Genomic DNA, 23,688 nt, shown 5'->3' with positions numbered 1-23,688 from the left:
GCCCGCGCCAGCAAACAATTGCTACCCGCCATCGATCAACGGTGAGGCCATTGGCTCACAACATGATCCGCGCATCGAGTGTCTCCGCGCAGCCCGAAGCAGTTATCCAGTGGACCTCGTCGACGGACGAAAATCGCCCAAACCTAGTATTGAAGGGCACCGATGGCGCGTTGCGTCGATTAGCTAATCGAACTATAGTCTGGACACATGTCCAGTTTGCTGTCACGGGGTTCGGGAGCTCGTTGATCGCAATGGATTTGGCGCCTCCCCGCGTTCGTTAACCAGCAAAGAAGAGTTGAGTATGCGTATTGCCTTGCTGTCCTACCGTAGTAAGACCCATTGCGGCGGACAGGGCGTCTACATACGACATCTCAGCCACGGTCTCGTGGAACTCGGCCACGATGTCGAAATCTTCTCCGGACAGCCGTACCCGGAGCTGCTCGATCCTCGGGTGCGATTGACCAAGGTGCCGAGCCTGGATATGTACCGGGAGCCGGACCCGTGGCGGATTCCGCACCCGAGCGAGATTCGCGACTCCATCGACGTGCTGGAACTGCTGGGGGTGTGGACGGCGGGCTTTCCCGAGCCACGGACGTTCACGCTCCGGATGGCCCGGTTGCTCGCCGAACGGGCCGGCGATTTCGACGTCATTCACGACAACCAGAGCCTGGGCACCGGACTGCTGACGCTGGCCGACGCGGGTTGGCCGGTGGTCGCTACCGTGCACCACCCCATCACCCGGGACCGGGTGCTTGATCTGGCTGCTGCCAGGTGGTGGCGGAAACCGTCAGTGCGTCGCTGGTACGGGTTTTCGAAGATGCAGGAGAAAGTAGCCCGCCAGATTCCGGACCTCTTGACGGTTTCGTCGTCATCGGCTGCGGATATCGTCTCCGATTTCGGCGTCTCGCACGATCAACTGCATGTCGTGCCGTTGGGTGTGAATACCGAACTCTTCCAACCTCGTTCGGGCCCACGTGAACCTGGCCGGGTGATGGCCATCGCGAGTGCCGACACCCCGCTGAAGGGCGTCGCCACCTTGCTCAAGGCTGTCGCCAGGCTCCGGGTGAACCGCGATCTCGAATTGCGACTCGTCGCCAAGGTGGAGCCCAATGGCCCCACTCACAAGCTGATCGCAGAATTGGGCATCTCCGACATCGTCCACATCACCAGTGGGCTTTCCGATGCCGAGCTGGCCGCCTTGTTCGCCTCGGCAGAGGTCGCCTGCATTCCGTCACTCTACGAAGGCTTTTCGCTGCCTGCTGTGGAAGCGATGTCGAGCGGTACCCCGATCGTCGCGAGCCGGGTGGGCGCACTGCCCGAGGTGCTCGGGACCGACGGCGCCTGCGCCGAACTAGTGCCGCCTGCCGACGTCGAGGCGCTGACCCGTGCACTCGGCGAGCTCCTCGACTCGCCGGAAAAGCGCCGCAGCCTGGGGAAAGCGGGACGAGCGCGCGCTGTCAGCGTATTCAGCTGGGAAGCTGTCGCCGCGCAAACCGTGCGGATTTATGAGCGGGCAATCGCACGAAGGGCCGCTGTGCAAGGCGAACGGCAATGCTGACAATCGATTTTGATCGGCTGGACATCGGGCCCTCCACCAAGGTTATCGACGTGGGTTGCGGCGCAGGCCGGCATGCGTTCGAGGCATACCGCCGCGGTGCCGACGTCATCGCTTTCGACCGCGACGAAGCCGAATTGCAGTCTGTGGACGCCATTCTGAAAGCGATGGGCGAAAATGGCGAGGCGCCCGCAGCGGCATCAGCGGAGGCGGTTGTCGGTGATGCGCTGAAATTGCCTTACCCGGACCAGACGTTCGACTGCGTCATCGCATCCGAAATCCTGGAACACATCACCCAAGACAACGCGGCGATCGCGGAGCTGATTCGAGTACTCAAAGTCGGTGGCACGCTGGCGGTCAGCGTGCCGCGATGGCTTCCCGAACAAGTGTGCTGGCTGCTGTCCGACGAGTATCACGCCAACCTGGGCGGCCACATCCGCATCTATCGGGCCAGCCAATTGCGGGACAAGATCGCCGGCAGCGGCCTGGAATTGACGCATTCCCATCATGCGCATGCGTTGCATTCGCCGTTCTGGTGGTTGAAATGCGCTCTCGGTGTTGAGAACACCGAGCATCCCGCGGTGACCGCCTACCACAAACTCCTGGTGTGGGACCTCATGCAGCGCCCGAAGCTGACCCGGATCGCGGAGTCAGTGCTGAATCCATTCGTGGGCAAAAGCGTGGCGATGTACTTCACCAAGCCGCAGATAGTGGAAGCCGAAGCGACCCTGGGGTACTCAGTTGCGTCGATCTAACGCGCCGGCAGTCCCGGGTGTCTTCAGCCCGGAGCAGTGTCGCCAGACAGCCCTGTCCATCGCCGCCGAGCAGGAATCATCTGGTGCCATCCCGTGGTTTCACGGCGGCCACACCGACCCGTGGGATCACGTTGAATCCGCCATGGGGCTCACCGCGGCCGGATTGCTGGAGCCGGCCCGGGCCGCGTATGAGTGGAGTCGTCGCACTCAGCGGTCCGACGGCTCCTGGCCCCTGCAATTCCGCAAGGGGGTAATCGAAGACGCCAACAGCGACAGCAATTTCTGCGCCTACATCGCCACGGGTGTCTGGCATTACGTGTCGGTCACCGGCGACGAATCATTCGCTGCGACGATGTGGCCGACAGTGCACAAAGCGATCGACTTCGTCATCGATCTGCAGATTGGATACGGCGAGATCTGTTGGGCCCGAAGCGAAACTGGGCCAGTGCGCGAAGCCCTGCTCACCGGTTGCGCCAGTGTGTATCACAGCATTCGGTGCGCGTTGGCGCTGGCCGCTCTCGTCGGGGATCCGCAGCCGGAGTGGGAGCTGGCGTTGGGGCGGCTGGGACATGCGCTCGTCGCGCATCCGGAGGCGTTCACCGAAAAGGACCGCTACTCGATGGATTGGTACTACCCCATCCTTGGTAGTGCGCTGCGCGGCCCGGCGGCCGCTGAGCGAATCAGGCAACGCTGGGACGACTTTGTCGTCGACGGCCTCGGCATCCGCTGCGTGGGCGACCGGCCCTGGGTGACGGGCGCCGAAACATGCGAGCTGGTCTTGGCGCTCGACGCCATGGGGCATCGATCCGTCGCACATCCGCAGTTCGCCGCGATGCAGCACCTGCGCGAAGAAGACGGTTCATATTGGACGGGTCTGGTATTCGCTGACGGGAAGCGGTGGCCCGAAGAGCGCACGACGTGGACCGGGGCGGCGGTGATCCTGGCGGCAGACGCGCTGTCGGACACTACTGGGGGTGCGGGGATCTTCCGCAGCCACGACCTGCCGCTAGGTCTGCAGACCGACTTCGATTGCGAGTGCGTCGTTACCGGGCCCGGTCGCTGACTTCGATCGGCTTGCCGACCTGACCACTGGTGCGTTCGAGCACCCGCAGCGACCCGAGTGCCGAGATTTCCCGGAACTCACCGGAATCTATTGCGCGGCAATAGATGTAATACGGCGGACGTCCGCCGTCCTTCGGGTCGGGGAATACGTCATGGATGACAAGCGCTCCGCCGACGCTCACCCACTTCGCCCATCCGTTGAAGTCCTCGGTGGCCGCGGCCTCGGAGTGGCCGCCGTCGATGAACAAGAACTGCAGCGCTGACCCCCACCCCCGAGCCACGATGGGTGACTTGCCCACGATTGCCACCACGTGGTCGTCCAGCCCGGCGGCGTCGAGCGTGCGACGAAACGTCGGCAGCGTGTCGAACAATCCGGTGACCTCGTCGACCATCGAGGCGTCGTGGTAGTCCCAGCCGGCCTGGTGTTCCTCGGAGCCATGGTGATGATCGACCGTGTACAGCACCGCATCCGTCTGTTGCGCCGCTGCGCCGAGCAGCAGGGTGGATTTGCCGCAATAAGTGCCGATCTCCACACCGACACCGCCGTTGAGGTACCGCACCGCCGCCTCGTACAGCGCGCGTCCCTCATCGTCCGGCATGAAACCGGTCACCTCTTCGGCCAGTGCGAACAGGTGCTCGGGTGTGCTCGTGTTGGTGTGACTCATGGGCTGAACCTATCGGTCGGCGGGAGACCGCCTACACCGTGGTCGAGGTCGTGGGGTCGGAGTTACCCTGCCCAGCGGCGAAGACGGATTCGATTTAACATCGTGCTGTGCGCGTTCTACTCATGTGTAAATCGGTAGGTGTGTGCCTCGCGGCGGTCCTGATCGCAGGCGCACTGATGTTGGCTCCCGCGGTACTGCCGTACCGGTCGCCGGGGGCGGTGCCATCGGCGGCGGCAAGCTGTCCCCAAGTGCAAGTGGTCTTCGCCCGCGGCCGAAATGAATCGCCGGGGCCGGGTGCGCTCGGCAACGCATTCATCAATGATTTGCAATCCAAGGTTGGCAATAGGAGCTTCAGCTCATACGCCGTGAAGTACCCCGCCGACACGCAGGTCGACGTCGGCGCCAACGACATGAGCCATCACATTCAGGACATGGCCAACAACTGCCCGGACACCCGGCTGGTGTTGGGCGGTTACTCACTCGGCGCCGCGGTTACCGACGTGGTGCTTGCCGCGCCCATCGGCGCGTTCGGCTTCGATAGCCCCCTGCCGGCGGGCATCGATCAGCACATCGCCGCCGTCGCGTTGTTCGGCAACGGGAGCCAATGGGTGGGTCCGATCACGAACTTCAACCCGACCTACAACGACCGGACCATCGACTTGTGCCACGGCGCCGACCCGATCTGCAACCCGGCCGACCCGAACACCTGGAAGGAAAACTGGCCACAGCATCTCGCTAGTGCGTACATCGACGCGGGCATGGCCAATCAGGCCGCCGACTTCGCGGCAAGCAAGCTTTAACTAGAGCCACTCGTTACGGGCGACGAGCACGTCCCGAAGTAGGTCGGCACGATCGGTGATGATGCCGTCCACGCCGATGTCGAGAAGCGCCTGCATCGCCGCAGGGTTGTCCACCGTCCACGCGTGCACCTGACGCCCGGAGGCGTGAAGGGCCCGGACGAGCGCGGGCGTGATCACCGGCACGCGACCCAGCCGCGGCGGCAGTTGTAGGCAGTCACTGTCGCGCAACATCCGCCAGGCATACGCCCGGCTGGCCCGCGTTTGGGCCGCCACGAGCGCCAGGAACGCGGCCATGCCCGCCGAACTGGCAACCCGTTTGGACAGCAGCCGCAACGCTCGGCGGCGACGCCGGTCGGAGAACGACGTGACCAGCACCCGATCGTGGGCGTTGAGCCGCTCGATCACATCGACGGTCGGTTCGATGGCCGACGCGGCCTTGATATCGATGTTGACCCGCATGGTCGGTAGCGCGCTAAGGAGCTCCTCGAGCGTCGGGATGGACTGCCCTGCACCGAGATTCGCCGCGCGGACATCCCGCCAAGCAAATCGGTCGATCGCGCCGGGCAGTCCCGAATGGGATGGAAGTCGACGGTCGTGCAGGATCACGGCCACTCCGTCGCGGGTAGCACGAACGTCCGTCTCGACGTAGCGAAATCCGAGCTTCGCGGCTTCGTGAAAGGCCCCCATGCTGTTTTTGGGAAATCTGAACGAGGTGAAGCCCCTGTGCGCCATGGCAATCCGCCCGGGGTCGCGAAGAAACTCCAGAGTGGACGCGCCGCTGTCACTCATGAGTTCGACCACCGATCCGTCGTCGCGCTGATTGCCAACTGTGGCAAAGGCTACGGTGCACGACCCAACCTCGTCTACTACGAGGGGTAGTAGTTCCGAGCGTGGATGTAAACGGCTCTCTGAACTGAACACGACCGCGTTGGGAGGAGAGTCGCAGGCAGCACCGCTCAGCAAACGTCATTCATCGGCGGGCGCAGGGCTGCGCGCATATGCCAATCAGGCAAAGTTCGAAAGTGTCCGGATTTCGCTAAAGCGCCGGTTATTAGTTGGTGATAGGGCTGCCGCACAGCCCGATTCGCTGACCGCGTGGCTCGGAAATCGCTTACGCCGGGGTGTCGGTGCTCGAGTAAACCTTGAAGTGACGGCCACCAGCGGCAACCGCGTGGTCGACCTCAGCAGCACCCCGCCGGGCCCGAAATGACGGGTGACGACGCATCGATTCGGCGCGTTCACGCTCACGACGTTGGGCCGCAATCCAAGCCGGATGGGATTGGAGGAAAATAACCGTCGACCCTGATGCGTTCGCCATGATTGTCAACTCCTCCCAAAGCAACCGACTCGGCCGCAAAACTACGGGCGTGTTATCTGTTCGTGTCCAGGATGCCCAGCCAATCCTGAGACCAAACCACGCGTGATCATGAGAATTGGCCGTGAATTGATCCCAAATCCCGAGCTAGTACCGTGCTGCCGTCGGTTTCGGGCCGAGCGGCGATCCAAATGTTAACGACGGGCACCGACACAATTTCTGTTTCGACCCCGGGCGACCCGTGCTGCTATCGTCGCTTGCTTATGCCAGAGATGGACCGTCGCCGCATGATGCTGACGACAGGGATCGGCGTGCTGGCGGCCGCGCTCCCCATCCCTGAGGCCCGGGCTTACCCAGGGCGGATGCCACCGCCCAGCGCGCCCAGCGGCCAGGCCGGAAGCTACATTTTCCAGGACGAGTTCGATGGTCCGGCCGGTTCGGCCCCCGACCCGTCGAAGTGGGCAATCGCGAAAGCCCGCGAGACGATCAAGGACCCGACGTACTGGGAGCTGCCCGAGCACATCGGGCAGTACCGTGACGATCGCCGGAACGTGTTCGTCGACGGCAATTCCAACCTCGTCCTGCGCGCCGCTAAAGATGGCCCCACCTACTTCAGCGGCAAGGTGCAAAGCTTGTGGCGGGGTGGCGTAGGTCACACCTGGGAAACCCGGATCAAGCTGAACTGCCTTACCCCCGGCGCGTGGCCCGCCTATTGGCTGGGCAATGACGATCAGGGCGAGATCGATGTCATGGAGTGGTACGGCAACGGCAGCTGGCCGTCGGCCACCACCGTGCACGCGAAAGCCAACGGCGGCGAGTGGAAGACTCACAACATCGCGGTCGACAGTGCCTGGCACACCTGGCGATGCCAATGGGACGAGGCCGGTATCAGGTTCTGGAAAGACTATTCAGACGGCGCCCAGCCGTACTTCGACGTACCGGCGAGCTCCCTGCCGGATTGGCCGTTCAACGGCGCCGGCTACACGGTGTATCCCGTATTCAACCTCGCGGTTGCCGGTTCGGGCGGCGGCGATCCCGGGCCGGGCAGCTACCCCGCGGACATGCTGGTCGACTGGATACGTGTCTGGTAGCAGGACGGCGGCTACCGTTCCTGGGGGTCAACCGAATTCAAGCAGGGTGTAGGCGCCGCGGAACTGCTTTATCGGTCCGAAGTTCCAGAACGCGGGGAACAGGGTGCCGAAGAACAGGCCTCGTCCTTTGGGCATCGGCACGTCGTGGACTGCCCGGACTCCGGAGATGGTGTCGGCCAGGCTGGCCAGTTGAGGTACCGAGAGGCTGAAGGGCATCGGTGGCACTCTGTAGCGCCTGGATGAACGCAGCCCTTGTGGTGCGACCTTCTTGACGATGGTCGGGGGTAGGTCGAAGAACATCTGGCCGCCCGGAAACCTCTTGGCGCATTCAGCGATGAGTTCCATTGCCTCATCGGGTTGTAAGTACATCAGCAGGCCTTCGGCGGTGATGAATACACCATTGCTGCTGTCGACCATGTCGATCCACGTGTAGTCGAGAGCCGACTGTGCCAGGAGAGTGATGCGCTCGGAAGGCGGCAGCAAGCGCCTCCTGAGCTCGATTACCGGCGCTAAATCTACTGATAGCCAATGAAATTGTGCGCGCGGCAGTGCGCCGTTCAGACGCCAGAAGCTCGTTTGGAGGCCTTCGGCAAGTGCGACCACCGTCGCGGCGGGATGCTCGGTGAGGTAGTTGATTGCGCACTCGTCGACAGCCAGTGAGCGCAACGCCATCTCCTGGCCTTTGCGCCCGAATTTTTCGAAGTCGAAGTCGATGGACTCGACGAGCTTGACTGCCATTGGGTCGTCGATAATCGGGTCCGGGCGGCTGGTCTGGTAGGCCCTGCCGTAGAGCGTCAGCAATGCGGTTTCCGAAACGCCGGTCAGCGGCCCGGCATTTGCCCGATGACTCATCACGCCAACCCTACTGAGTAGCGTTCCGGTGTCATCGCCGGAAGAGTGCCGCAGGAAGCTATGAGGGCGCTGATTCCGCGGCGATCGAAATTGCGATCTCATTTCGACGCCGAAACGGCAGCGTCCACGGTGGGTCGTAGAACCAGGCATCAGCCGCGCCCGTGGGCTCGATGCCGTTGTCCTGCAATGCCTTCATGAGCTCGCCGGTACGGGCGGCAACTGCCTTGGGGCTGCGGTCGCCGCTGAATTTCAGCACTGCCACCGTCTCGGGCGGCACGGGGGTTAGACGGACTTGATCATCACTGGGCGTGGGTAGGGTTTCCATAGTCCACTTCGATGGCATGAAGAACCGGATGACAAAGCCACCGTCTTGGCCGGCGGTCTGAACGACTGGTGCAGTCATCGCGATCTGTTGGCCGCCGCTCTGGCTGACGGGGGCCGTCATCGAGATCGTCTGGTCGCGTTGGTTGGCGCCGAAGATGTAACCCGCCAACCGACGAAAGCCAATATTGCGAGCGCGATCCTCGTCGTCGATCACCGTCGTTTCGGCTGCAATCCGCGGACCATAGCCACGTAGTTCGACGCTGTCAGTGAGCCGGCGGCGCGTATATTTCGGCTCCTCGGTCCCCACCCGAATGCCGACCACCGCTCCGACAGACTCACCGATCAGTGCGGCGAGCTTGGTCAGTCTCATCAACGAGATCATTCCCTTCAGGCTCGATTGAGAAACCAGACATGGCTGGACAACATCGTCGCGAACGCGCACCACGCCGGGTACAAAAGGAGTGGCGCGGCACGCTGGCCCTGCACCTTCACCGCGCGGCGGGTCAGGTCGGCGCTGCTTGCAGTCAGCACCGCCGCTGCAATCGCGGAGGTGCCCAGCAGTCGACGGTCAAAGAACAGCCACGACCAACCGGCGTTCAACACAAGGTTTGCGGCCAGGGCTGCAATGTACCGGCGGCGTTCTCGCTTTTGCCCGCTGCGCTCCATCGCGTCGAGGGTGTTCGCCGATACAACCGCGATGTCCGCATACAGCGCCGGCCACACGATCGGAAACGCTTGCTGCGGAGGCTGATAGGACGGCTTGCGTAATGAGCGGTACCATGGCGACGCGGCCGGCCGGCTCGCCAGTCCGCCGACGACGGCGGTGGCCGTAACGGCCGCGGCTGCTGGGATCAGAGTTCGTGCCTGCACCTGAAACCCCCTGGTAAAACGTTCAGTAACTGATATTGACTCCTGTCGTGGTCGTCCGACAAGGGAGACCTTTCCCCAAACGCGGTGTCACCCGGCACTTGTGTAACACGTCTAGCGCGCGTAGCGACGGGGACGATTCAGCCGTCAGCCGAGTCTCTATCGACGTGTACTAGACAGCCGAAAACGATTGTGCAGGTTCCTATTAGGTATCGGAGCTCAAAGGGTAAGCAAGACAGCCGCACTCCAGGCGCTGCCACCCGTGTCGACGCGGATTCGGCCGGACGCTCTAACTGGCAGGTATGCGATCCCCGGCGAACCACGCGCTCGCTACCGAGTGCACCTGGGGCGGCCGAAAGTGGGCGTCGGGCGCGCCCAGTTGACCGACCTTGACCCTCCACGCTGGTCCGGAGCGGTCGATGCACGACTGCTCGCTCGGCGCGCACAGCACCGCGGGGTTGACGCCGGAGTTCCCGCACCCGTAGGCACCGACGTACCCGTCATCGCGGCCGCCCCAGGCCCCGCCATTGCGGATCAAACAGCGGGTGCCGTCGTCGAGCTCGAGCGCAAACGGTTCTGGTGACGCCGTGGGCTGCACCGGCGGGAGCTGGCCGTGGTACGCGACCCGGTGCAGACGTTGGTCCCATGGATTATCCACGCACAACAGTGATCCCGGCGTCGACGGCCAGCAGGTGGCGGCGCCGGCGGCGCTGGGCGAGCACGCGTAGACGTTGTCGGCCACCGCCGACGGCGACGGTGTACTGCAGTCGTTCGCGACGGGGACGCTGCCCTCGGGCGGCGCCTCGTGATAACCGTTGACGGCTTGCCCCTTGGAGCCAACTGCAACCGTGGTGATCTGTTGAGTCGTTGGCGGGTCAGCACTCGCCGATCCGGTCACCCAGAACATCGCGGCGGCAACGATCGGCACCACGGCAATTCGCGACGCGTCCACCGGGCTAACGATCCTCCACGACAGCCCCCTTTTGAAAGGCCTGTCGCGCAGATCAATGCGTAAGGAGGGCGACTGCGCTCGTCGGTCTTCCGCCCGGATGACGCAAATCCGATCGAGGCAGCCAGACAAGTGGGCGCATCCAGATCGGTAGGCGGTGGAACCGGTGGGCGGCCTCGAGCACGGATTCCGCTTCGATGGTCCGCCAACCGAGGTCTTCGAAGAAGGCCAGCCCGTTCTCGGGTGCGAACTTGAACGGTGCGTTCTGCGAAATCCCGGCGATGTTCTTGTTGATCTGCGTCTTCAGGCCGGGAAAGGCAAAATCGAGCATCCACCAGGCGACCTCGGGTCGCTTGATCGCACCCGAAAGCGCCGCGATGTCGGCGGCCTCGAGGTACATCGACAGACCCTCGGTCAACACGAAGGCCTTCGTCGCGCCGTCCAACGCGTCGTTGAAGAAGGCGTCACGGGCCTGCGGGACAGAGAGGTCGACGGCGGTGCGGGTCAGCCGGCATCGCGGGGTCTCGTCGGCAAGCAGCCAGATTCAGAACACGGTCGCAACCACTAGCGAGTGCATTGGCGATGGCGTCGTCGATGCTTTTGGTGCGCGCAACCAGCCACCAACCGCTGCGATTCCTCCAGGGCACGTTGGCGGCGATAGCGCGGCCCTGTTCACCGGCGAGACGCTCGGCGAGGGGATCGCTGAACAATGCATCGGGACGTGCCGACTCGGTGGCCCGATGCAATGCGGTCCACCGGGCGGTATCGGAAACGTGGGTAATGGTGTGTTCGGCCATACGCTGCGTTATAGCATTCACCGCCGTCGGCGTAGCGTGCGCTCATGCCTGATCGAAATCGCCGCTTCCTTTTGCGTGAGCGTCCCACCGGACGTATCGGCCCCAACACTTTCGAGCTGAGTGAGGAGGCGGTCCCCCAGATCGAGGATGGCGAGGCGCTGGTGCGCGTCGACTGGATCTCACTCGATCCGACCAACCGGACCTGGATCAACGACACGCCGACCTACCTGCCTCCGGTCGGTATCGGCGAGGTGATGCGGGCGGGCGGGCTCGGCCATGTCGTCGAATCCAAGAATCCCAACTATTCGGTCGGCCAGATCGTGCAGGGCCTCGTCGGTTGGCAGGAGTACCTGATTGCCTCCGACACCATGCCGTTGTTCCCGGTCGACGTCGCCGAGGGTGTCTCCCCCAGCACCTACATGGGCGCGCTCGGAACGACGGGGCTCACCGCATGGATCGGGATCCGTGACATCGGCAAGCCGCAGCCGGGTGAGACCGTCGTCGTCTCGGCCGCGGCGGGCGCGGTGGGCTCGATCGCCGGCCAGCTGGCCAAGGCCGACGGCGCACGCGTTGTCGGTATCGCCGGCGGCCCGGACAAGTGCCGGCTGCTCACCGAGGAACTCGGCTTCGACGCCGCCGTCGACTACCGCGCCGACGACTGGGCCGCTCAACTCAGGGCGGCGACGCCCAAGGGCATCGATGTCGACTTCGAGAACGTCGGCGGCGTCATCATGGACGCGGTATTCGCCCGCCTCAACATCGGCGCGCGCGTCGCGCTGTGCGGCCTGATCTCGGGCTACAACGAGGCCGACCCGCCTCCCGGACCGCGCGCCTTCGCGAACCTGTTGATCCAGCGCGCGACCTTGCAGGGCTTCATCGTTCTGGACCACCTGGGCCGCGCAGCCGACGCGGCAGGCGAGATAGCCGGCCTGATCGCCGCGGGCAAGCTCACGCCGCTCGAGACCGTCGTCGAGGGCTTCGAACAGCTGCCGACCGCGATCAACATGCTGTTTGACGGCAAGAACGTCGGCAAGCTCATGGTCAAGACGTCGAGCTAGCCTTCGTCGCGACACCTGCAGGCCTTCGCGCATCAGCCCGCTCCCGGTCGGCGTTGTGCGCTGAGTTCGGCGAACGCGTCGAGTGCATGCTGCTTGTCGGACCGCGTGACCCGCTGTCCCGCACCGGCTTTCTTTGCTCGCTCGAACCATCCCATGTCGGTGAGCGTGCGTGAATTGACAATCGGCGTGGTCAGGCGTGGAGCGCGAAGATAGGAACTATCGTGTTTGGCTACGGCGGCAGTTAGCTGCGGCTCCCAACATCTCGCACCCACGAGGACGTGACAGATGAGCGAGGACGTCGGCGAGCCCAATCCTGCTGTCTCGCAACTCCACCGGGGCCTGTCCAACCGTCACATTCAGCTGATCGCGATCGGGGGCACGATCGGGACCGGTCTGTTCATGGGCGCCGGGCGAACGATCTCCCGCGCCGGCCCGTCGGTGGTCGTGGTTTACGGAATCATCGGGTTCTTCTTGTTTTTCGTACTGCGCGCGATGGGCGAACTGCTGCTGTCGAACCTGAACTACAAGTCGTTCGTCGACTTCGCGGCCGACCTGTTAGGGCCCGCGGCAGGTTTTTTCGTCGGGTGGTCGTACTGGTTCGCATGGATCGTCACCGCAATAGCAGAACTCGTCGCGATCTCGGGTTACTTGCAGTTCTGGTGGCCCGGATTACCGGCATGGGTGCCCGCGCTTGCCGCGTGCGGGCTGATCCTGCTGATCAACTTGTTCAGCGTCCGAAATTTCGGGGAGATCGAATTCTGGTTCGCCTTGATCAAAGTCGCTGCGATCATCGGCTTGATGGTCGTCGGCGCGATCCTGCTGAGCACCAATTTCGTTTCGCCGCAAGGGCATCACGCGACGATCGAAAACCTGTGGAACAACGGCGGATTCTTCGCCACGGGTTTCACGGGCATGGTCGGCGGATTCCAGATCGCGTTCTTCGCGTTCGTCGGTGTGGAATTGGTCGGTGCTGCCGCGGGCGAGACGGCGAACCCACGGCGCACTCTCCCCCGCGCGATCAATGCCGTGCCGCTGCGGGTGGCGATCTTCTATATCGGTGCGCTTCTGGTGATCCTCACCGTCGTCCCCTGGCGGCGCTTCGCCTACAACGAGTCTCCGTTCGTCACGATGTTCTCCCTGGCGGGCCTCACCGGCGCGGCGTCGATCGTCAACTTCGTGGTGTCCACCGCGGCCGCCTCCGCAGCCAACTCCGGGATGTACTCCACCGGCCGCATGCTTTACGGTCTGGCCGACGAAGGCAGCGCGCCGGCGGTTTTCGGCCGGCTGAACCGCGGCGGCGTACCGGCGTCGGCACTGTTTCTCACGGCCGCACTGCTATTGACCGCCATGCCCCTGCTCCAGATCGGCGGTTCGGTGATGGGTGCTTTCACGCTCGTGACGGCAGTTTCATCGCTGTTGTTCATGTTCGTCTGGGCGATGATCATCGTCAGTTACCTCGTCTATCGCCGCCGACACGCACAGCGCCATGCGGACTCGACCTTCAAGATGCCCGGTGGCCGGGTCATGTGCGGGGCCGTCCTTGCCTTCTTTGCGTTCGTCATCTGGACCCTCAGTACGGAAAAAGACACCGCGATCGCCTTGGCGTGGTTCCCGGTGTGGTTCGTCATCCTCGCCGCCGGATGGCTGATCGTGCGGCGCCGCCCCGGTCACGCCGAGCGCTATCGCCGGTTCCTGACCGAAATGACTCACCCGGTCGGCGAGAGAGACGAGACAACAGCACCGGCATCCTGAATTCCCCCTGTCCCTGACCGGTTCGGGCCCGGACGTTGTTGGGATCGGTAGCCGGCGCCGCCGTCTGTACTTATCGCAACGACGCCGCCAACGAGGTGGCGACCCAGGAAAGGAAGACAGCAAATGAACATCGTGCCGACCGGCATCCAAGAGCAGATCAACCGCGTCGATCGCCAACGGAGCCTGTACATCGGGATCAGCACCGGCCTGCTTGCGGTTTGGAGCTTTTTCCGGCTGATCTGGATGCTCTACATCGGAATGACGTTTGGCTGGTTCTTTGGAGCGATGGCTTTCCAGCTGGTGCTGTGGGGTGTGATCGGCACCGCCGCGGCTGTCGCGTCCATCGGGTTCCTGACCCGCTACAACAAGGGATCTTGACTCCGTCGCGCTGCGATCGGAAAAGTCCCGGACCTGGTTGGGGTCCGGGACTTTTCGCTTTGCGGGACCGCTAGAGCTGGGCCCAGACCGACTTCGTCTTCAGATAAATCTCGAGGCCCTCTCTGCCGAACTCGTGGCCCCATCCGGACTGCTTGAAGCCGCCGAAGGGCACGTCGGGGTCGAAGACCAATTGGCAGTTGATCTGCACGCTGCCCGCCTTCAACCGCTTGACGATGCGATGGGCCCTGCCGACGTTTTCCGTGTAGACGGTGGCCGCCAGGCCGTAGGTGGTGTCATTGGCCAGGGCCACGGCCTCGTCTTCGTCATCGAACGGCAGGATGCTGACCACCGGCCCGAAGATCTCCTGCTGGTACAGCCGCATGCCCGGGTCGACGTTGGTGAGCACCGTCGGGTGCACGAAGTAACCCTTGCGGTCCAGGCGGTGGCCCCCGGTGACCACCTCGACGCCGTCGCCCTTGCCCTCGTCGATGAAGCCCATGACGCGGGTCAGTTGCTTCTGGCTGATCAGCGGGCCGCTCATGCAGCCCTCCTCGCTGGGGGCGCCCAGTTTGAACGTGTTCGCCATCCCCGCAATGCCTTGCACGACCCGGTCGTACACGCCGCGCTGCGCGAAGATCCGCGACCCGCAGACGCAGCCCTGACCGGAGTGCACGAAGATGCCGATCGCCGCCCTGAATATGGCGTTGTCCAGATTCGCGTCGTCAAAGATCAGCACCGGCGACTTCCCGCCGAGTTCAAGCGTGACCTTCTTCAGGTTGTCGGCCGACGCCCGCACGATCTCCTTGCCGACTTCGGTCGAGCCGGTGAAGGCGACCTTTTCCACGTCGGGGTGCGCGGTAATCGCCGCACCCGCGGTGTGGCCGTAGCCGGTGAGCAGGTTGACGATCCCCTCGGGCACGCCGGCCACGTGGATCAGCCTGTCGAGCAGCAGCGCCGAAAGCGGGGTCTCCTCCGCGGGCTTGACCAGCAGGCTGCCACCGGCGGCCAGCGCGGGCGCCAGCTTGGCGCTCGCATTGAAGATCGGGCCGTTCCACGGGAAGATCAGCCCCACCACGCCGTAGGGCTCTTTGAGGGTGTACGCGTGCATGTCGACATAGGTGTCACCCGCGATGCCATCGGTCTTCACGTCGTACGCGACGCCGTTGATCTTCGAGCACCAACCGGCGTAGTAGCGGAAGAACTCCGAGACGGTGGACATCTGCAACTGCGCCTGCATCAGCGGCATGCCGGTGTTCAGTGAGTCGAGTTGGGCGAACTCTTCGGCGTGTTCGTCGATCAAGTCTCCGATCCGCCACAAGACCTTGGCCCGCTCGCGGCCCGGAAGCTGCGACCAGACACCCGACTCGAAGGACGCCTTCGCCCGCGCCGCGGCTTCGTCGACCGCCTCGGGACCGCAGTCGACGAATTCGGTGATCGTCTCTTCGGTCGCGGGATTGATGATCGGAATGACCTCACCCGAGCCGGGTCGCTTACTGATCTCGTCCAATACTGTCTGCAGCGTCATGTGTTCCCTTCCCGATCAACCCTGATCGAGCCCGGCGCTGCCGTGCCCGTAGATGCTGAGCACCTGCTTAGCATTGTGGGCATGGCGCGGTCAAGGTCGTGGCCGTCTCCGGTCGGGGGATGCCCTATTGCTTGGCGGCGCTGATCGCCCCGTGCACGGCCGAAATGCAGCCAGCGGCATCAGGTTCGGGTCCAAGCCCGACGTAGTAGCTGCCGGTTTGCTCGCCCGGGAAGCCGGTGATCGTGAATCCGGCGGGATCGCCGGAGCCCGCGTCCGCGGTCATCGATGCCTGCGCCAATGGCACGGAGAGGACCGCGGTCCCGCGCTTTGCGCCGTCGGTCGCCACAAGTAGTTGCGTGGGATGCAGTACCACCGCGGTCCAGTGCTCCTCGTCGGGATCGACCGGATTGGCACGCCGGCGCAGTAACTTGCCGAATGCCGAACTGGTCGGCGGGTTTTCGCTATGCGTGAGCCACACCCGGACATCGTTGAGGTCGATTTGGCGGGACGCGGCGTGTTCGGCCAACTTGCCGCAGATCCGGCGCGGCAGCTCCGCGATTCGCACCGACCGGGTGTGACGCACGTAGGGCGGCATGGGTGCATCTTGCCTGACTCGCCCGACACTCGGCGAGTTTGTCGGAGCCCGCTGGAGGGCTTTGATAGGAGGATGGCGTGCTGCGAATTCCCGGCTGTGGTGCAGGGCTGCGACGGAGCCTTCACCGTCGACTCATCCCGGATAACGTTCGGGCGCGGCTGTCTCGCGGAGTTGGGCGAGCGAGTCGGCGCGCTGGGCCTTCGGCGGGTGGCCCTGTTCTCCGATGCCAGTGTGGCGGCCCTGCCCATCTTCGCTACGGCGCGCGACTCGCTGGCCGCGGCCGGTGTGGACGTGGTCGCCTACACCGACGTGCACGTCGAACCAACGGACGCGTCGTTCGCCGAAGCGACGCGCTTCGCTGCGGAGGTGAAGCCCGATGGCTACGTGTCGCTGGGTGGTGGTTCGGTGATCGACACGTGCAAGGCCGCCAATCTGTATGCCACCTATCCCGCGGACTTTCTGAGCTACGTCAATGCGCCCATCGGCGAAGGCAAACCGGTACCCGGACCGGTCAAGCCGCATATCGCCTGCCCCACGACCGCGGGCACCGGCAGCGAGGTCACCGGCATCGCGATTTTCGACCTGCTTTCACTGACGGTGAAGACCGGCATCGCGTCGCCCGCGTTGCGGCCCACCGAGGCCCTCGTCGACCCCGATTGCACCGCCAGCCTGCCCGGCGGAGTCGTCGCCGCCGCGGGCCTGGACGTGCTGTCGCACGCCCTGGAGTCCTACACCGCGCGCCCCTACGTGCACCGGCCCGCTCCTCCGCGCCCCAGCCTGCGGCCGATGAGCCAGGGCGCCAACCCGTGGAGCGACCTGGGCTGCAGTGAGGCGCTGCGGGTGCTGGGCTGCAATTTGGAGCGGGCGGTGCGGGATGCCTCCGACAGCGAAGCCCGCGAGCAGATGATGTGGGCCGCGACGCTTGCGGGGATTGCCTTCGGCAACGCGGGCGTGCACGCGCCGCACGGCATGGCCTACGCGGTTGCCGGGCTGGTGCGTGACTTTCACCCCGCCGGCTACCCGCCCGACGAGCCGCTGGTGCCGCACGGCATGTCCGTCATCGTCAACGCGCCCGCGGTATTTCGTTTCACGGCCGAGGCCAGCCCGCAGCGGCATACCGAAGCGGCCCGATTGCTCGGCGCCGACACCCGCGAAGCCGGTCCCGACGATGCGGGCGAGGTGCTCGCGACGGAAATCATCCGCATCATGCGTGCGGTCGGCATGCCCAACGGGCTGAGCGGAGTGGGCTACACCGACGACGACGTCGCGGCCCTCACCGAAGGTGCCTTCCCCCAGCAGCGTCTGTTGCAGAACGCCCCGCGGGAGATGAGCAGGCCGGTTCTGGCCGATCTGTTCGGCCACGCCATGCGCTACTGGTAGCCGTGCTACGCGCTGACGAGGTCGGGATGGAACTTGGCCGCCATGCGCCGCATCCCATCGCGCCAGTCGACCGCCGCGGCGCCGACGAGCTCGCGCATCCGGCTTGCGTCGGTGGGATTGCCGCGCAGCGCCTGCTCGCTCTCCTCGAACACCGGCTCCTTGCCGACCAATGACCCGAGGTAGGTGCACCAGTCCTGCAGGCTGACGATCTGCTCACCGCACCAGTTGAGGGTGGTGGCCGGGACCGACGCCACCTCGAACAGCTTCGGAATGGTGGCGATGATGTCGTCCTCGTGGATCGGGGTGTAGCGGGCCGGCCCGCCGGCCGGGACGGGAATCGGAATACCGGCCAGCATCATCTCCATGTGATAAAACGGCCACCCACCGTTGTCGCCGTAGGGGACGTTGAGGCGGGCGATGGTGGTCGGTACGCCCAAAGCCCGCGCCATCGTGCGGGCGACGACCTCGCCGGCGATCTTGGAGATGGAATAGGTGGGGAACAGCGGCTTGTGGTTGTCGCCCAATGCGGCGTCCTCGGTCCGGATTTCGTCATCCGGCGGATCGTAGACGGCCCCAGATGAGCAGTGCAGGAAGGCTTTTGCGTTGCGGCAGTGGGCCATCAAAAGTCCGACCGACTCGGCGTTGGCCGCCAGGTCCTTGTCCCAGTCGCCGCTCTTGGCCACGGCAAGGTTGAGGACGTAGTCGAAGTCGTTTGGGAGACCGGTGAAGTCGCCGGCGGCCAGGTTGACTGTCTGGCACCGCACGCCCGCCTTCTCGAGGTCTTCTCGAACCGCGGGATTGGTGAACCGGGCGATGCCCCACACTTCGTTGTCGGCTGCCAGCGCTTTGGCGACTGGGGTGGCAACTTGTCCGGTCGGGCCGGTGATCAGGATCTTTGAGCCGCGCATCCGCTGATGTTAAGCGACGCTCGGGGGTCGTCTGCCGGTGGGCGTCGACGGCACCCCGGAACCGGCGTGAGCGAGAGCTCGCCGCGCCGCGACGATCGGCGTAACGTCCGGAAAGTCATGGCTGATTCGATGCGTTTCGTCGACGCGAACGGGCTCAGATTCGCCTATCTCGAGGAGGGCTCGGGGCCTCTCGTGCTGATGCTGCACGGGTTCCCCGACACCGCCCACTCCTGGGACCAGCTGCGCCCGCGAATCGCCGCCAAAGGCTATCGCGCGGTGAGCCCCTATATGCGGGGGTATGACCCCAGCGGAATCCCGGATCGCGACCCGGATCAAGAGACTTTAGCGCGTGATCCGCTGGCGCTGATCGAAGCGCTCGGGGCCCGCGACGCCATCGTGATCGGGCACGATTGGGGAGCCTCGGCTGCCTACGGCGCGGCCGCACTCGGCCCGGATCGAGTGAAAAAGCTATTCGTCGTTGGCATTCCGCACCCAGCGACGCTCAAACCGACGCCGCGGAAGGCGTGGGGCGCCCGCCATTTCGTGGCGTACAAGCTGCCCGGGGCGGCGAAGCGCTTCGCGCGCAATGACTTCGCGGCGCTCCCCGCGATCTACCGGCGATGGTCTCCGTCGTGGCACCCCGATCCGGAAGAATTTGACGCCGTGCGCGCGAGCTTTGCGAATCCGGCAAGCTTGAACGCGGCGTTCGGCTATTACCGGAAGCTCTCCCCCATACCGAGCGCGTCACTGAAGGCGCGAATCAAGGTGCCGACGGTCGCGTTTGCCGGACTGGATGATCCAAACGTCGAGCCAGCGGACTACCGGGCTGCCGCGCGGATGTTCGAAGACGAGTACATCGTCGAGGAAGTCCCCGGTGGACATTTCATGCACCGAGAACATCCCGAGGAATTCACCGAGCGGCTATTGACCTACCTGTGACCGGATGCTCGATCACGGTGCGGCCGAGATTCGTGCTTCTGGCTGCTGTGCACCTCGGTAGAATCAATGCATTCCGCCAAGGTGTCCGGCGCGCATATACCGAGGAGCAGGACGCACATGACATCCATGTCGCACGATCCGGCTGTTGCGGTCGTCGGTGGGCAATTGACGGCGATGGGTGCCGGCGCCATCGCTGCTGCTGCCGCCGCGGCGCCGTCGCTGACCGCGCTGGCGCCCGCGGGCGCCGAGGAGGTCTCGATGATGGCCGCGATGGCGTTTGCCGTCGAGGCCAGCACTACGTTGGCCGCCCACACCGCTGCGCACCAAGAGATTTCGCGGACGGGTGCGGCGCTGGTGAACATCACCCGGATGTATACGCAGGCCGATGCGACCGCCGCCGGACACCTGGAGGCCAACGCGGCGCGCAGCGGCACCGTCGAATTCGGCAGCATCGGCGCCGCGGCGACCGGCCCGTGGGCGAGCCCGGCAAGCCCGAGTACGGGCTCGCGGCTGCTGCGCGCCGAAGCGGTGCCCGGCATGGCAGGAACGCCGACCCGTACCCCGGCGATGGCCAATTTGATCGAAGGCGCCGTGGCGCCGACCCCATCGCCCGCGGGCGCTGCGACGGGCGCGGCAGGTCTGTCGGGACTCACCAACGCCGCGTCAACGCTGGTCGGCGCGGGCAGCGCCCCGTTGAGCACCCTCAGTTCTCTTGGCTCGTCGCTCGGTTCGGTCGGTCAGGGCGGCGTCGGTGGCGCGACGGCGGGTGGAGCAGCCGCGGGCGGCGCCGGACCGGCGCTGGCATCCTCGTTGACCGGCGATGAAAACGACCCGGACCGCGAGACGTCCGGCGCTCCGAAGCCTGGTGAGCAGCCGCTCTGACAGAGTTTGCGCGGCGGCGGTTTACAGCCCCGGCTGATCTTCGATGATGCCCAGCCAGATCTGTGCGGCGTCGATGGCCACTTTTTCGCTGATAAAGGCGTGTTGGGTTCCCGTGTAGATGTCGCGGAAGGCGCGCTCGAGGCGGGTGCCCTCGCGGATCGAGCTGGTCCCGGCGACCAAGTGAGCCCATTCGGCACAGCTGCGAGCCGTGTCGGTGGCGTAGACGGCGGCCACCCGCATGTCCGCGCGCAGGGCCGGGGTGAGATCTTCGCCTGCGGCCACGGCGGCCTCGGCCGTGGTGAAGGCGTCGAGCACCAGCAGACGGGCAGCGCGCCAGGCCGCGCGGTGGTGTGCGAGCCCCTTCTGGAAGGTGGGGCGACTGGCCAGTGACGCCATATCGCTCATCCGGAATTTGGTGGCGGCCAGTTCCTGAACGTCATCGAGCATGCTCTTGGCCACGCCCAGTGCCCACGACGCGTGACCGGCGGCGGTGACCGGCATCAGCCCCATCCGGGTGGCCGGCGAGTTCCCACGGTGTGGCTGGCGGCTGAACAGTTCGAAGGTGCGGTTCTGCGGGACGAACACGTCGGTGACGCTGTAATCGTAGGAACCGGTTCCCTTGAGCCCCTGTACGTGCCATCCGTCGTTGAAGCTGACCTGGTCTCGTGGCAGCACGGCCACGTGCATCTCGGGCAGGCCTTCACTGATCCAGCGCATCTCGCCGTTGTCCAGCGGCAGAAATCCGGCCGCGACGTATTCGGAGTGGCCGATGCCCGAACCGAAGCTCCACGCTCCGTTCAGCAGATAACCGCCGTCGACGACCGTGCCCTGTCCATTGGGAAAGAACTGGCCACCCATGGTCACGCGGTTGCCGTGAGCGGTGAACACCTCGGCGAAACCGTCGTCGGGCAGATAGGCTGCCGCGGCGAACGACGATGGCAGATTGGCGATCCCGACCCATCCGAATGACCCATCCTGCCAAGCCATTTCGATCCACGTCTCGATCATCTCGGTGAAGGACGGCTCGACACCGCCGGCCACCGTGGGGTTGAAGGAGGACATCAGCCCGCTGGCCCACATCTCATCCACGATCGGCGCGGACAGTGTGCGGATCCGCTCGGACTCGGCGGCCTGCTCCTGCACGAGATCGCGCATGCCGCGCGCCAGCGAGACCACTCGGTCGCTCGTATCGGCTAACGACGTCATTGGCGCTCTCCTTGGTCGAACCCTGGACACTTATACCGGTGACCGTACCAATCACTCAAAGTGTCTAGCCGTCGAAATCGCGTGTTGCCAAGAGTCGGCGGGAGATTTCATGCGCGACGTGCGCCGTGACGGCCCTGGCCTCAGTTACCGGCGTTGGGCGTGCCGGTCGCGTTCTGCTTTGGGTAGATGTGATGAAAAGTGCTGCTGTACAAAAGCATTACCATCGCCGGCAGTGATCGGTCTAGGCAACTGGGCGGCGGTGGATCCGTACCAACAGGTCGGCCTTACTGTGGGTTGGTGCGGTGGATCGTCGACGGGATGAACGTGATCGGCAGTCGCCCGGATGGATGGTGGAGGGATCGCGACCGCGCGATGGTCGCCTTGGTAGACAGTTTGGACAGATGGGCCTCGGTGCAAGGAGACACGGTGACGGTGGTGTTCGAGCGGCCGCCTTCGACTGCCATCTCGTCGACGGTGGTCGAGGTCGCGCATGCGCCGAAAGCGGCCGCGAATTCGGCTGACGACGAGATCGTCCGATTGGTGCACGCCGACACAAGACCGGACGAGATCCGGGTCGTGACCTCCGATCGGGCGCTGACCGACCGGGTGCGCAGCCTGGGTGCCTCCGTCTTCGCGGCGGAGCGTTTTCGCGAACTCGTCGATCCGCGGGACCGATGAGCGCCGGCCGAAGTGAGCCCGCAACCAATCGGGTTTGCGAACTCGCGCAGGTCGATATTCCGATCATTCAGGCGCCGATGACCTACATTGCCGGCGCCCAGCTCGCCGCAGCGGTATCCAACGCCGGCGGGTTGGGAATCATCGAAACCACCTCCGATCAGGGCCGGGCTGACGTGCAACGCGTGCGCAGCCTCACCAGCGGTTCGGTGGGCGCGAACATCGCACTGCTGTTCAACCGCGACCCGACGGTCATCGACCTGCTCGTCGCCAACGGCATTCGCTTCGTGACCACCTCGGCGGGAAGCCCCTCGCTGTTCACCGATCGGCTCCACGATGCCGGGATCACCGTGTTCCACGTAGTGGGCACCCTGGCCGCGGCGAAAAAGGCCATCGATGCCGGAGTCGACGGGCTGGTCGTCGAGGGGGTCGAGGGCGGTGGATTCAAGAACCGATTCGGGGCGTCGACCATGGTGCTGCTGCCCTTGGTGGCCGCTCACGTCGATGTCCCCATCGTGGCTGCCGGAGGGATCTGCGACGCCCGGTCGATGGCCGCCGCATTCGTGCTCGGCGCCGAGGCCGTGCAGATGGGCACGCGGTTGCTGGCCTCGGCGGATTCGCCGGTGCACGGCAACCTCAAACAAGCAGTCGTGCGCGCCGACGAAACCGCCACCGTGCTGCTGCCCCTCGACGGCAAGCGGATGATGCGCGTCATCCGGACCCCAGCCGCCGAAAAGCTGGACAAGTCATCCTCTTTCGAGGAGGGCGGCGCGGCGCTGCAACGCGTTCAGCGGCTTTATTTCGAGGGCGACATGGATGCCAGCGTCGCCAACACCGGTCAGGTCGCCGGCCGGATCGACGACCTCCCGCCGGCCGCAGAGATCATCACGCAAATGTGGACCGGTTGCCGCGAGGTGCTGGCCGCCACGGCGGATCGGCTCCGGCCCGGCCAGGCCTAACTCAGGTGGCTGTTGACGGCGAAATCGACCTCGGCGCCGTTGACCTTGGTGATCTTCATATTCGCGGTGTACTCCTTGCCCTCCGGGCCGGTGAAGTGACAGTCGAATTGAACACCGACTTTGGCCTCGACACCGGATGGGCAGTGCACATCGCTGGGATGGAAACCGGTCTGCTTTGAGACGACGTCAACCACCGACTGCGCTGCCCCATCGGGTTTGACGGTCGCCTTGCTGCTGCAGCCGGCTGACAGAACGGTCATCACGAGGATCGCGGCCGTCACCGCAACCTGGGCGATACGCATCATTGCGTGGTCACTCCTTGTGTCTACCGAGCCCGAGGCTAACGCGACGGGAATCGTCAGGCTAACACGGGTATGCACCGACACCACAGCTCAGAAG

The 23,688-nt window shown here is 64.8% G+C and carries 25 protein-coding genes and 1 pseudogene; 13 read left to right on the top strand and 13 right to left on the bottom strand.

Translation table 11 applies throughout. From position 1 onward, the window contains the following. Window positions 1-301: 301 nt before the first annotated feature. The 3 genes from ACZY0B_RS22855 to ACZY0B_RS22845 are packed head-to-tail and all read left to right on the top strand — an operon-like array spanning window position 302 to window position 3,373. Window positions 302-1,558, top strand: a complete 1,257-nt coding sequence (locus ACZY0B_RS22855; RefSeq protein WP_463766511.1) for a glycosyltransferase family 4 protein — start codon at window positions 302-304, stop codon at window positions 1,556-1,558. Then, window positions 1,552-2,310: a class I SAM-dependent methyltransferase gene (locus ACZY0B_RS22850; RefSeq protein WP_463766510.1), complete on the top strand. Its 759-nt coding sequence runs from the start codon at window positions 1,552-1,554 to the stop codon at window positions 2,308-2,310. Before ACZY0B_RS22855 ends, ACZY0B_RS22850 begins: the two co-directional genes overlap by 7 nt. Continuing rightward, window positions 2,297-3,373, top strand: coding sequence for a prenyltransferase (locus ACZY0B_RS22845; protein ID WP_463766509.1), 1,077 nt, complete (start codon window positions 2,297-2,299; stop codon window positions 3,371-3,373). The genes ACZY0B_RS22850 and ACZY0B_RS22845 overlap by 14 nt, the downstream gene beginning before the upstream one ends. Here the strand turns inward: ACZY0B_RS22845 and ACZY0B_RS22840 are convergent. Beyond that, window positions 3,354-4,037, bottom strand: coding sequence for a class I SAM-dependent methyltransferase (locus tag ACZY0B_RS22840; protein WP_463766508.1), 684 nt, complete (start codon window positions 4,035-4,037; stop codon window positions 3,354-3,356). The genes ACZY0B_RS22845 and ACZY0B_RS22840 overlap by 20 nt on opposite strands. Window positions 4,038-4,159: 122 nt before the next feature. On the opposite strand from ACZY0B_RS22840, the gene ACZY0B_RS22835 reads away from it, so the two are divergent. Then, the gene (locus tag ACZY0B_RS22835) at window positions 4,160-4,837 is read left to right on the top strand and encodes a cutinase family protein (protein ID WP_463766536.1); all 678 of its coding nucleotides are present in this window, start codon (window positions 4,160-4,162) and stop codon (window positions 4,835-4,837) included. On the opposite strand, the gene ACZY0B_RS22830 is transcribed toward ACZY0B_RS22835, so the two are convergent. After that, window positions 4,838-5,602 carry a glycerophosphodiester phosphodiesterase family protein gene (locus tag ACZY0B_RS22830; RefSeq protein WP_463766535.1) on the bottom strand — a complete coding sequence of 255 codons (765 nt, stop codon included), beginning with the start codon at window positions 5,600-5,602 and terminating at the stop codon, window positions 4,838-4,840. An 813-nt stretch (window positions 5,603-6,415) separates the two neighbouring features. Here ACZY0B_RS22830 and ACZY0B_RS22825 point away from each other — a divergent pair. Then, entirely contained in the window at window positions 6,416-7,243 is an 828-nt protein-coding gene (locus ACZY0B_RS22825; protein WP_463766507.1) for a glycoside hydrolase family 16 protein, read from the top strand. Between the two features lie 27 nt (window positions 7,244-7,270). Here ACZY0B_RS22825 and ACZY0B_RS22820 read toward each other — a convergent pair whose 3' ends face one another. From ACZY0B_RS22820 to ACZY0B_RS22800, 5 genes and pseudogenes are all read right to left on the bottom strand, one after another. Further along, the gene (locus ACZY0B_RS22820; protein ID WP_463766506.1) at window positions 7,271-8,095 is read right to left on the bottom strand and encodes a class I SAM-dependent methyltransferase; all 825 of its coding nucleotides are present in this window, start codon (window positions 8,093-8,095) and stop codon (window positions 7,271-7,273) included. 58 nt (window positions 8,096-8,153) lie between these two features. Continuing rightward, entirely contained in the window at window positions 8,154-8,789 is a 636-nt protein-coding gene (locus ACZY0B_RS22815) for an SOUL family heme-binding protein (RefSeq protein ID WP_463766534.1), read from the bottom strand. A gap of 17 nt (window positions 8,790-8,806) precedes the next feature. Beyond that, window positions 8,807-9,289 carry a TspO/MBR family protein gene (locus ACZY0B_RS22810; protein WP_463766505.1) on the bottom strand — a complete coding sequence of 161 codons (483 nt, stop codon included), beginning with the start codon at window positions 9,287-9,289 and terminating at the stop codon, window positions 8,807-8,809. Between the two features lie 286 nt (window positions 9,290-9,575). Next, complete coding sequence (locus ACZY0B_RS22805) at window positions 9,576-10,238, bottom strand: hypothetical protein (protein ID WP_463766504.1); 663 nt, start codon at window positions 10,236-10,238, stop codon at window positions 9,576-9,578. Between the two features lie 52 nt (window positions 10,239-10,290). Beyond that, a pseudogene (locus tag ACZY0B_RS22800) lies at window positions 10,291-11,032 on the bottom strand (class I SAM-dependent methyltransferase). 44 nt (window positions 11,033-11,076) lie between these two features. Between ACZY0B_RS22800 and ACZY0B_RS22795 the strand changes: the two are divergent. Then, window positions 11,077-12,090 (top strand): NADP-dependent oxidoreductase, encoded by a 1,014-nt coding sequence (locus ACZY0B_RS22795; protein WP_463766503.1) that lies wholly within the window; start codon window positions 11,077-11,079, stop codon window positions 12,088-12,090. A 32-nt stretch (window positions 12,091-12,122) separates the two neighbouring features. On the opposite strand, the gene ACZY0B_RS22790 is transcribed toward ACZY0B_RS22795, so the two are convergent. Beyond that, window positions 12,123-12,245 (bottom strand): hypothetical protein, encoded by a 123-nt coding sequence (locus ACZY0B_RS22790; protein ID WP_463766502.1) that lies wholly within the window; start codon window positions 12,243-12,245, stop codon window positions 12,123-12,125. 130 nt (window positions 12,246-12,375) lie between these two features. Here ACZY0B_RS22790 and ACZY0B_RS22785 point away from each other — a divergent pair, with 130 nt between their 5' ends. Both ACZY0B_RS22785 and ACZY0B_RS22780 read left to right on the top strand, forming a co-directional pair. Further along, on the top strand, window positions 12,376-13,842 hold the full coding sequence (locus ACZY0B_RS22785) for an amino acid permease (protein ID WP_463766501.1): 1,467 nt from the start codon (window positions 12,376-12,378) through the stop codon (window positions 13,840-13,842). A gap of 123 nt (window positions 13,843-13,965) precedes the next feature. Further along, complete coding sequence (locus ACZY0B_RS22780) at window positions 13,966-14,220, top strand: hypothetical protein (protein WP_463766500.1); 255 nt, start codon at window positions 13,966-13,968, stop codon at window positions 14,218-14,220. A gap of 70 nt (window positions 14,221-14,290) precedes the next feature. On the opposite strand, the gene ACZY0B_RS22775 is transcribed toward ACZY0B_RS22780, so the two are convergent. Together ACZY0B_RS22775 and ACZY0B_RS22770 are read right to left on the bottom strand one after the other, a co-directional pair. Further along, entirely contained in the window at window positions 14,291-15,745 is a 1,455-nt protein-coding gene (locus ACZY0B_RS22775; RefSeq protein WP_463766499.1) for an aldehyde dehydrogenase family protein, read from the bottom strand. A 124-nt stretch (window positions 15,746-15,869) separates the two neighbouring features. Continuing rightward, window positions 15,870-16,340: a hypothetical protein gene (locus ACZY0B_RS22770; RefSeq protein ID WP_463766498.1), complete on the bottom strand. Its 471-nt coding sequence runs from the start codon at window positions 16,338-16,340 to the stop codon at window positions 15,870-15,872. Between the two features lie 72 nt (window positions 16,341-16,412). On the opposite strand from ACZY0B_RS22770, the gene ACZY0B_RS22765 reads away from it, so the two are divergent. Continuing rightward, window positions 16,413-17,720, top strand: a complete 1,308-nt coding sequence (locus ACZY0B_RS22765) for a hydroxyacid-oxoacid transhydrogenase (protein ID WP_463766497.1) — start codon at window positions 16,413-16,415, stop codon at window positions 17,718-17,720. Window positions 17,721-17,725: 5 nt separating this feature from the next. On the opposite strand, the gene ACZY0B_RS22760 is transcribed toward ACZY0B_RS22765, so the two are convergent. Next, a complete protein-coding gene (locus ACZY0B_RS22760; protein ID WP_463766496.1) occupies window positions 17,726-18,628 on the bottom strand; it encodes an NAD-dependent epimerase/dehydratase family protein in 903 nt (300 codons plus the stop codon). A gap of 117 nt (window positions 18,629-18,745) precedes the next feature. Here ACZY0B_RS22760 and ACZY0B_RS22755 point away from each other — a divergent pair, with 117 nt between their 5' ends. Further along, the gene (locus tag ACZY0B_RS22755) at window positions 18,746-19,567 is read left to right on the top strand and encodes an alpha/beta fold hydrolase (RefSeq protein WP_463766495.1); all 822 of its coding nucleotides are present in this window, start codon (window positions 18,746-18,748) and stop codon (window positions 19,565-19,567) included. Between the two features lie 117 nt (window positions 19,568-19,684). After that, window positions 19,685-20,449 carry a PE domain-containing protein gene (locus tag ACZY0B_RS22750; protein WP_463766494.1) on the top strand — a complete coding sequence of 255 codons (765 nt, stop codon included), beginning with the start codon at window positions 19,685-19,687 and terminating at the stop codon, window positions 20,447-20,449. Window positions 20,450-20,470: 21 nt separating this feature from the next. Here the strand turns inward: ACZY0B_RS22750 and ACZY0B_RS22745 are convergent, their stop codons facing one another. Beyond that, window positions 20,471-21,655: an acyl-CoA dehydrogenase family protein gene (locus tag ACZY0B_RS22745; protein WP_463766493.1), complete on the bottom strand. Its 1,185-nt coding sequence runs from the start codon at window positions 21,653-21,655 to the stop codon at window positions 20,471-20,473. Window positions 21,656-21,952: 297 nt separating this feature from the next. On the opposite strand from ACZY0B_RS22745, the gene ACZY0B_RS22740 reads away from it, so the two are divergent. Both ACZY0B_RS22740 and ACZY0B_RS22735 read left to right on the top strand, forming a co-directional pair. Next, window positions 21,953-22,333 (top strand): NYN domain-containing protein, encoded by a 381-nt coding sequence (locus ACZY0B_RS22740; RefSeq protein ID WP_463766492.1) that lies wholly within the window; start codon window positions 21,953-21,955, stop codon window positions 22,331-22,333. After that, window positions 22,330-23,289, top strand: a complete 960-nt coding sequence (locus ACZY0B_RS22735; protein ID WP_463766491.1) for an NAD(P)H-dependent flavin oxidoreductase — start codon at window positions 22,330-22,332, stop codon at window positions 23,287-23,289. The genes ACZY0B_RS22740 and ACZY0B_RS22735 overlap by 4 nt, the downstream gene beginning before the upstream one ends. Here ACZY0B_RS22735 and ACZY0B_RS22730 read toward each other — a convergent pair. Then, the gene (locus tag ACZY0B_RS22730; RefSeq protein ID WP_463766490.1) at window positions 23,286-23,594 is read right to left on the bottom strand and encodes a DUF4333 domain-containing protein; all 309 of its coding nucleotides are present in this window, start codon (window positions 23,592-23,594) and stop codon (window positions 23,286-23,288) included. The genes ACZY0B_RS22735 and ACZY0B_RS22730 overlap by 4 nt on opposite strands. Window positions 23,595-23,688 lie beyond the last annotated feature (94 nt).

The organism is Mycobacterium sp. IDUB_19, from assembly GCF_055419445.1.
The sequence above is the reverse complement of the archived record's forward strand: the minus strand, read 5'-3'. Positions and strand labels throughout refer to the sequence as shown.

Excerpts from the sequence above, each read along its gene's own strand:
- ACZY0B_RS22855 (WP_463766511.1), top strand. The coding sequence starts at position 302 with ATGCGTATTGCCTTGCTGTCCTACCGTAGTAAGACCCATTGCGGCGGA.
- ACZY0B_RS22850 (WP_463766510.1), top strand. The coding sequence starts at position 1,552 with ATGCTGACAATCGATTTTGATCGGCTGGACATCGGGCCCTCCACCAAG.
- ACZY0B_RS22840 (WP_463766508.1), bottom strand. The coding sequence starts at position 4,037 with ATGAGTCACACCAACACGAGCACACCCGAGCACCTGTTCGCACTGGCC.
- ACZY0B_RS22835 (WP_463766536.1), top strand. The coding sequence starts at position 4,160 with ATGTGTAAATCGGTAGGTGTGTGCCTCGCGGCGGTCCTGATCGCAGGC.
- ACZY0B_RS22825 (WP_463766507.1), top strand. The coding sequence starts at position 6,416 with ATGCCAGAGATGGACCGTCGCCGCATGATGCTGACGACAGGGATCGGC.
- ACZY0B_RS22820 (WP_463766506.1), bottom strand. The coding sequence starts at position 8,095 with ATGAGTCATCGGGCAAATGCCGGGCCGCTGACCGGCGTTTCGGAAACC.
- ACZY0B_RS22815 (WP_463766534.1), bottom strand. The coding sequence starts at position 8,789 with ATGAGACTGACCAAGCTCGCCGCACTGATCGGTGAGTCTGTCGGAGCG.
- ACZY0B_RS22795 (WP_463766503.1), top strand. The coding sequence starts at position 11,077 with ATGCCTGATCGAAATCGCCGCTTCCTTTTGCGTGAGCGTCCCACCGGA.
- ACZY0B_RS22790 (WP_463766502.1), bottom strand. The coding sequence starts at position 12,245 with ATGGGATGGTTCGAGCGAGCAAAGAAAGCCGGTGCGGGACAGCGGGTC.
- ACZY0B_RS22785 (WP_463766501.1), top strand. The coding sequence starts at position 12,376 with ATGAGCGAGGACGTCGGCGAGCCCAATCCTGCTGTCTCGCAACTCCAC.
- ACZY0B_RS22780 (WP_463766500.1), top strand. The coding sequence starts at position 13,966 with ATGAACATCGTGCCGACCGGCATCCAAGAGCAGATCAACCGCGTCGAT.
- ACZY0B_RS22775 (WP_463766499.1), bottom strand. The coding sequence starts at position 15,745 with ATGACGCTGCAGACAGTATTGGACGAGATCAGTAAGCGACCCGGCTCG.
- ACZY0B_RS22770 (WP_463766498.1), bottom strand. The coding sequence starts at position 16,340 with ATGCCGCCCTACGTGCGTCACACCCGGTCGGTGCGAATCGCGGAGCTG.
- ACZY0B_RS22765 (WP_463766497.1), top strand. The coding sequence starts at position 16,413 with ATGGCGTGCTGCGAATTCCCGGCTGTGGTGCAGGGCTGCGACGGAGCC.
- ACZY0B_RS22760 (WP_463766496.1), bottom strand. The coding sequence starts at position 18,628 with ATGCGCGGCTCAAAGATCCTGATCACCGGCCCGACCGGACAAGTTGCC.
- ACZY0B_RS22755 (WP_463766495.1), top strand. The coding sequence starts at position 18,746 with ATGGCTGATTCGATGCGTTTCGTCGACGCGAACGGGCTCAGATTCGCC.
- ACZY0B_RS22750 (WP_463766494.1), top strand. The coding sequence starts at position 19,685 with ATGACATCCATGTCGCACGATCCGGCTGTTGCGGTCGTCGGTGGGCAA.
- ACZY0B_RS22745 (WP_463766493.1), bottom strand. The coding sequence starts at position 21,655 with ATGACGTCGTTAGCCGATACGAGCGACCGAGTGGTCTCGCTGGCGCGC.
- ACZY0B_RS22735 (WP_463766491.1), top strand. The coding sequence starts at position 22,330 with ATGAGCGCCGGCCGAAGTGAGCCCGCAACCAATCGGGTTTGCGAACTC.
- ACZY0B_RS22730 (WP_463766490.1), bottom strand. The coding sequence starts at position 23,594 with ATGATGCGTATCGCCCAGGTTGCGGTGACGGCCGCGATCCTCGTGATG.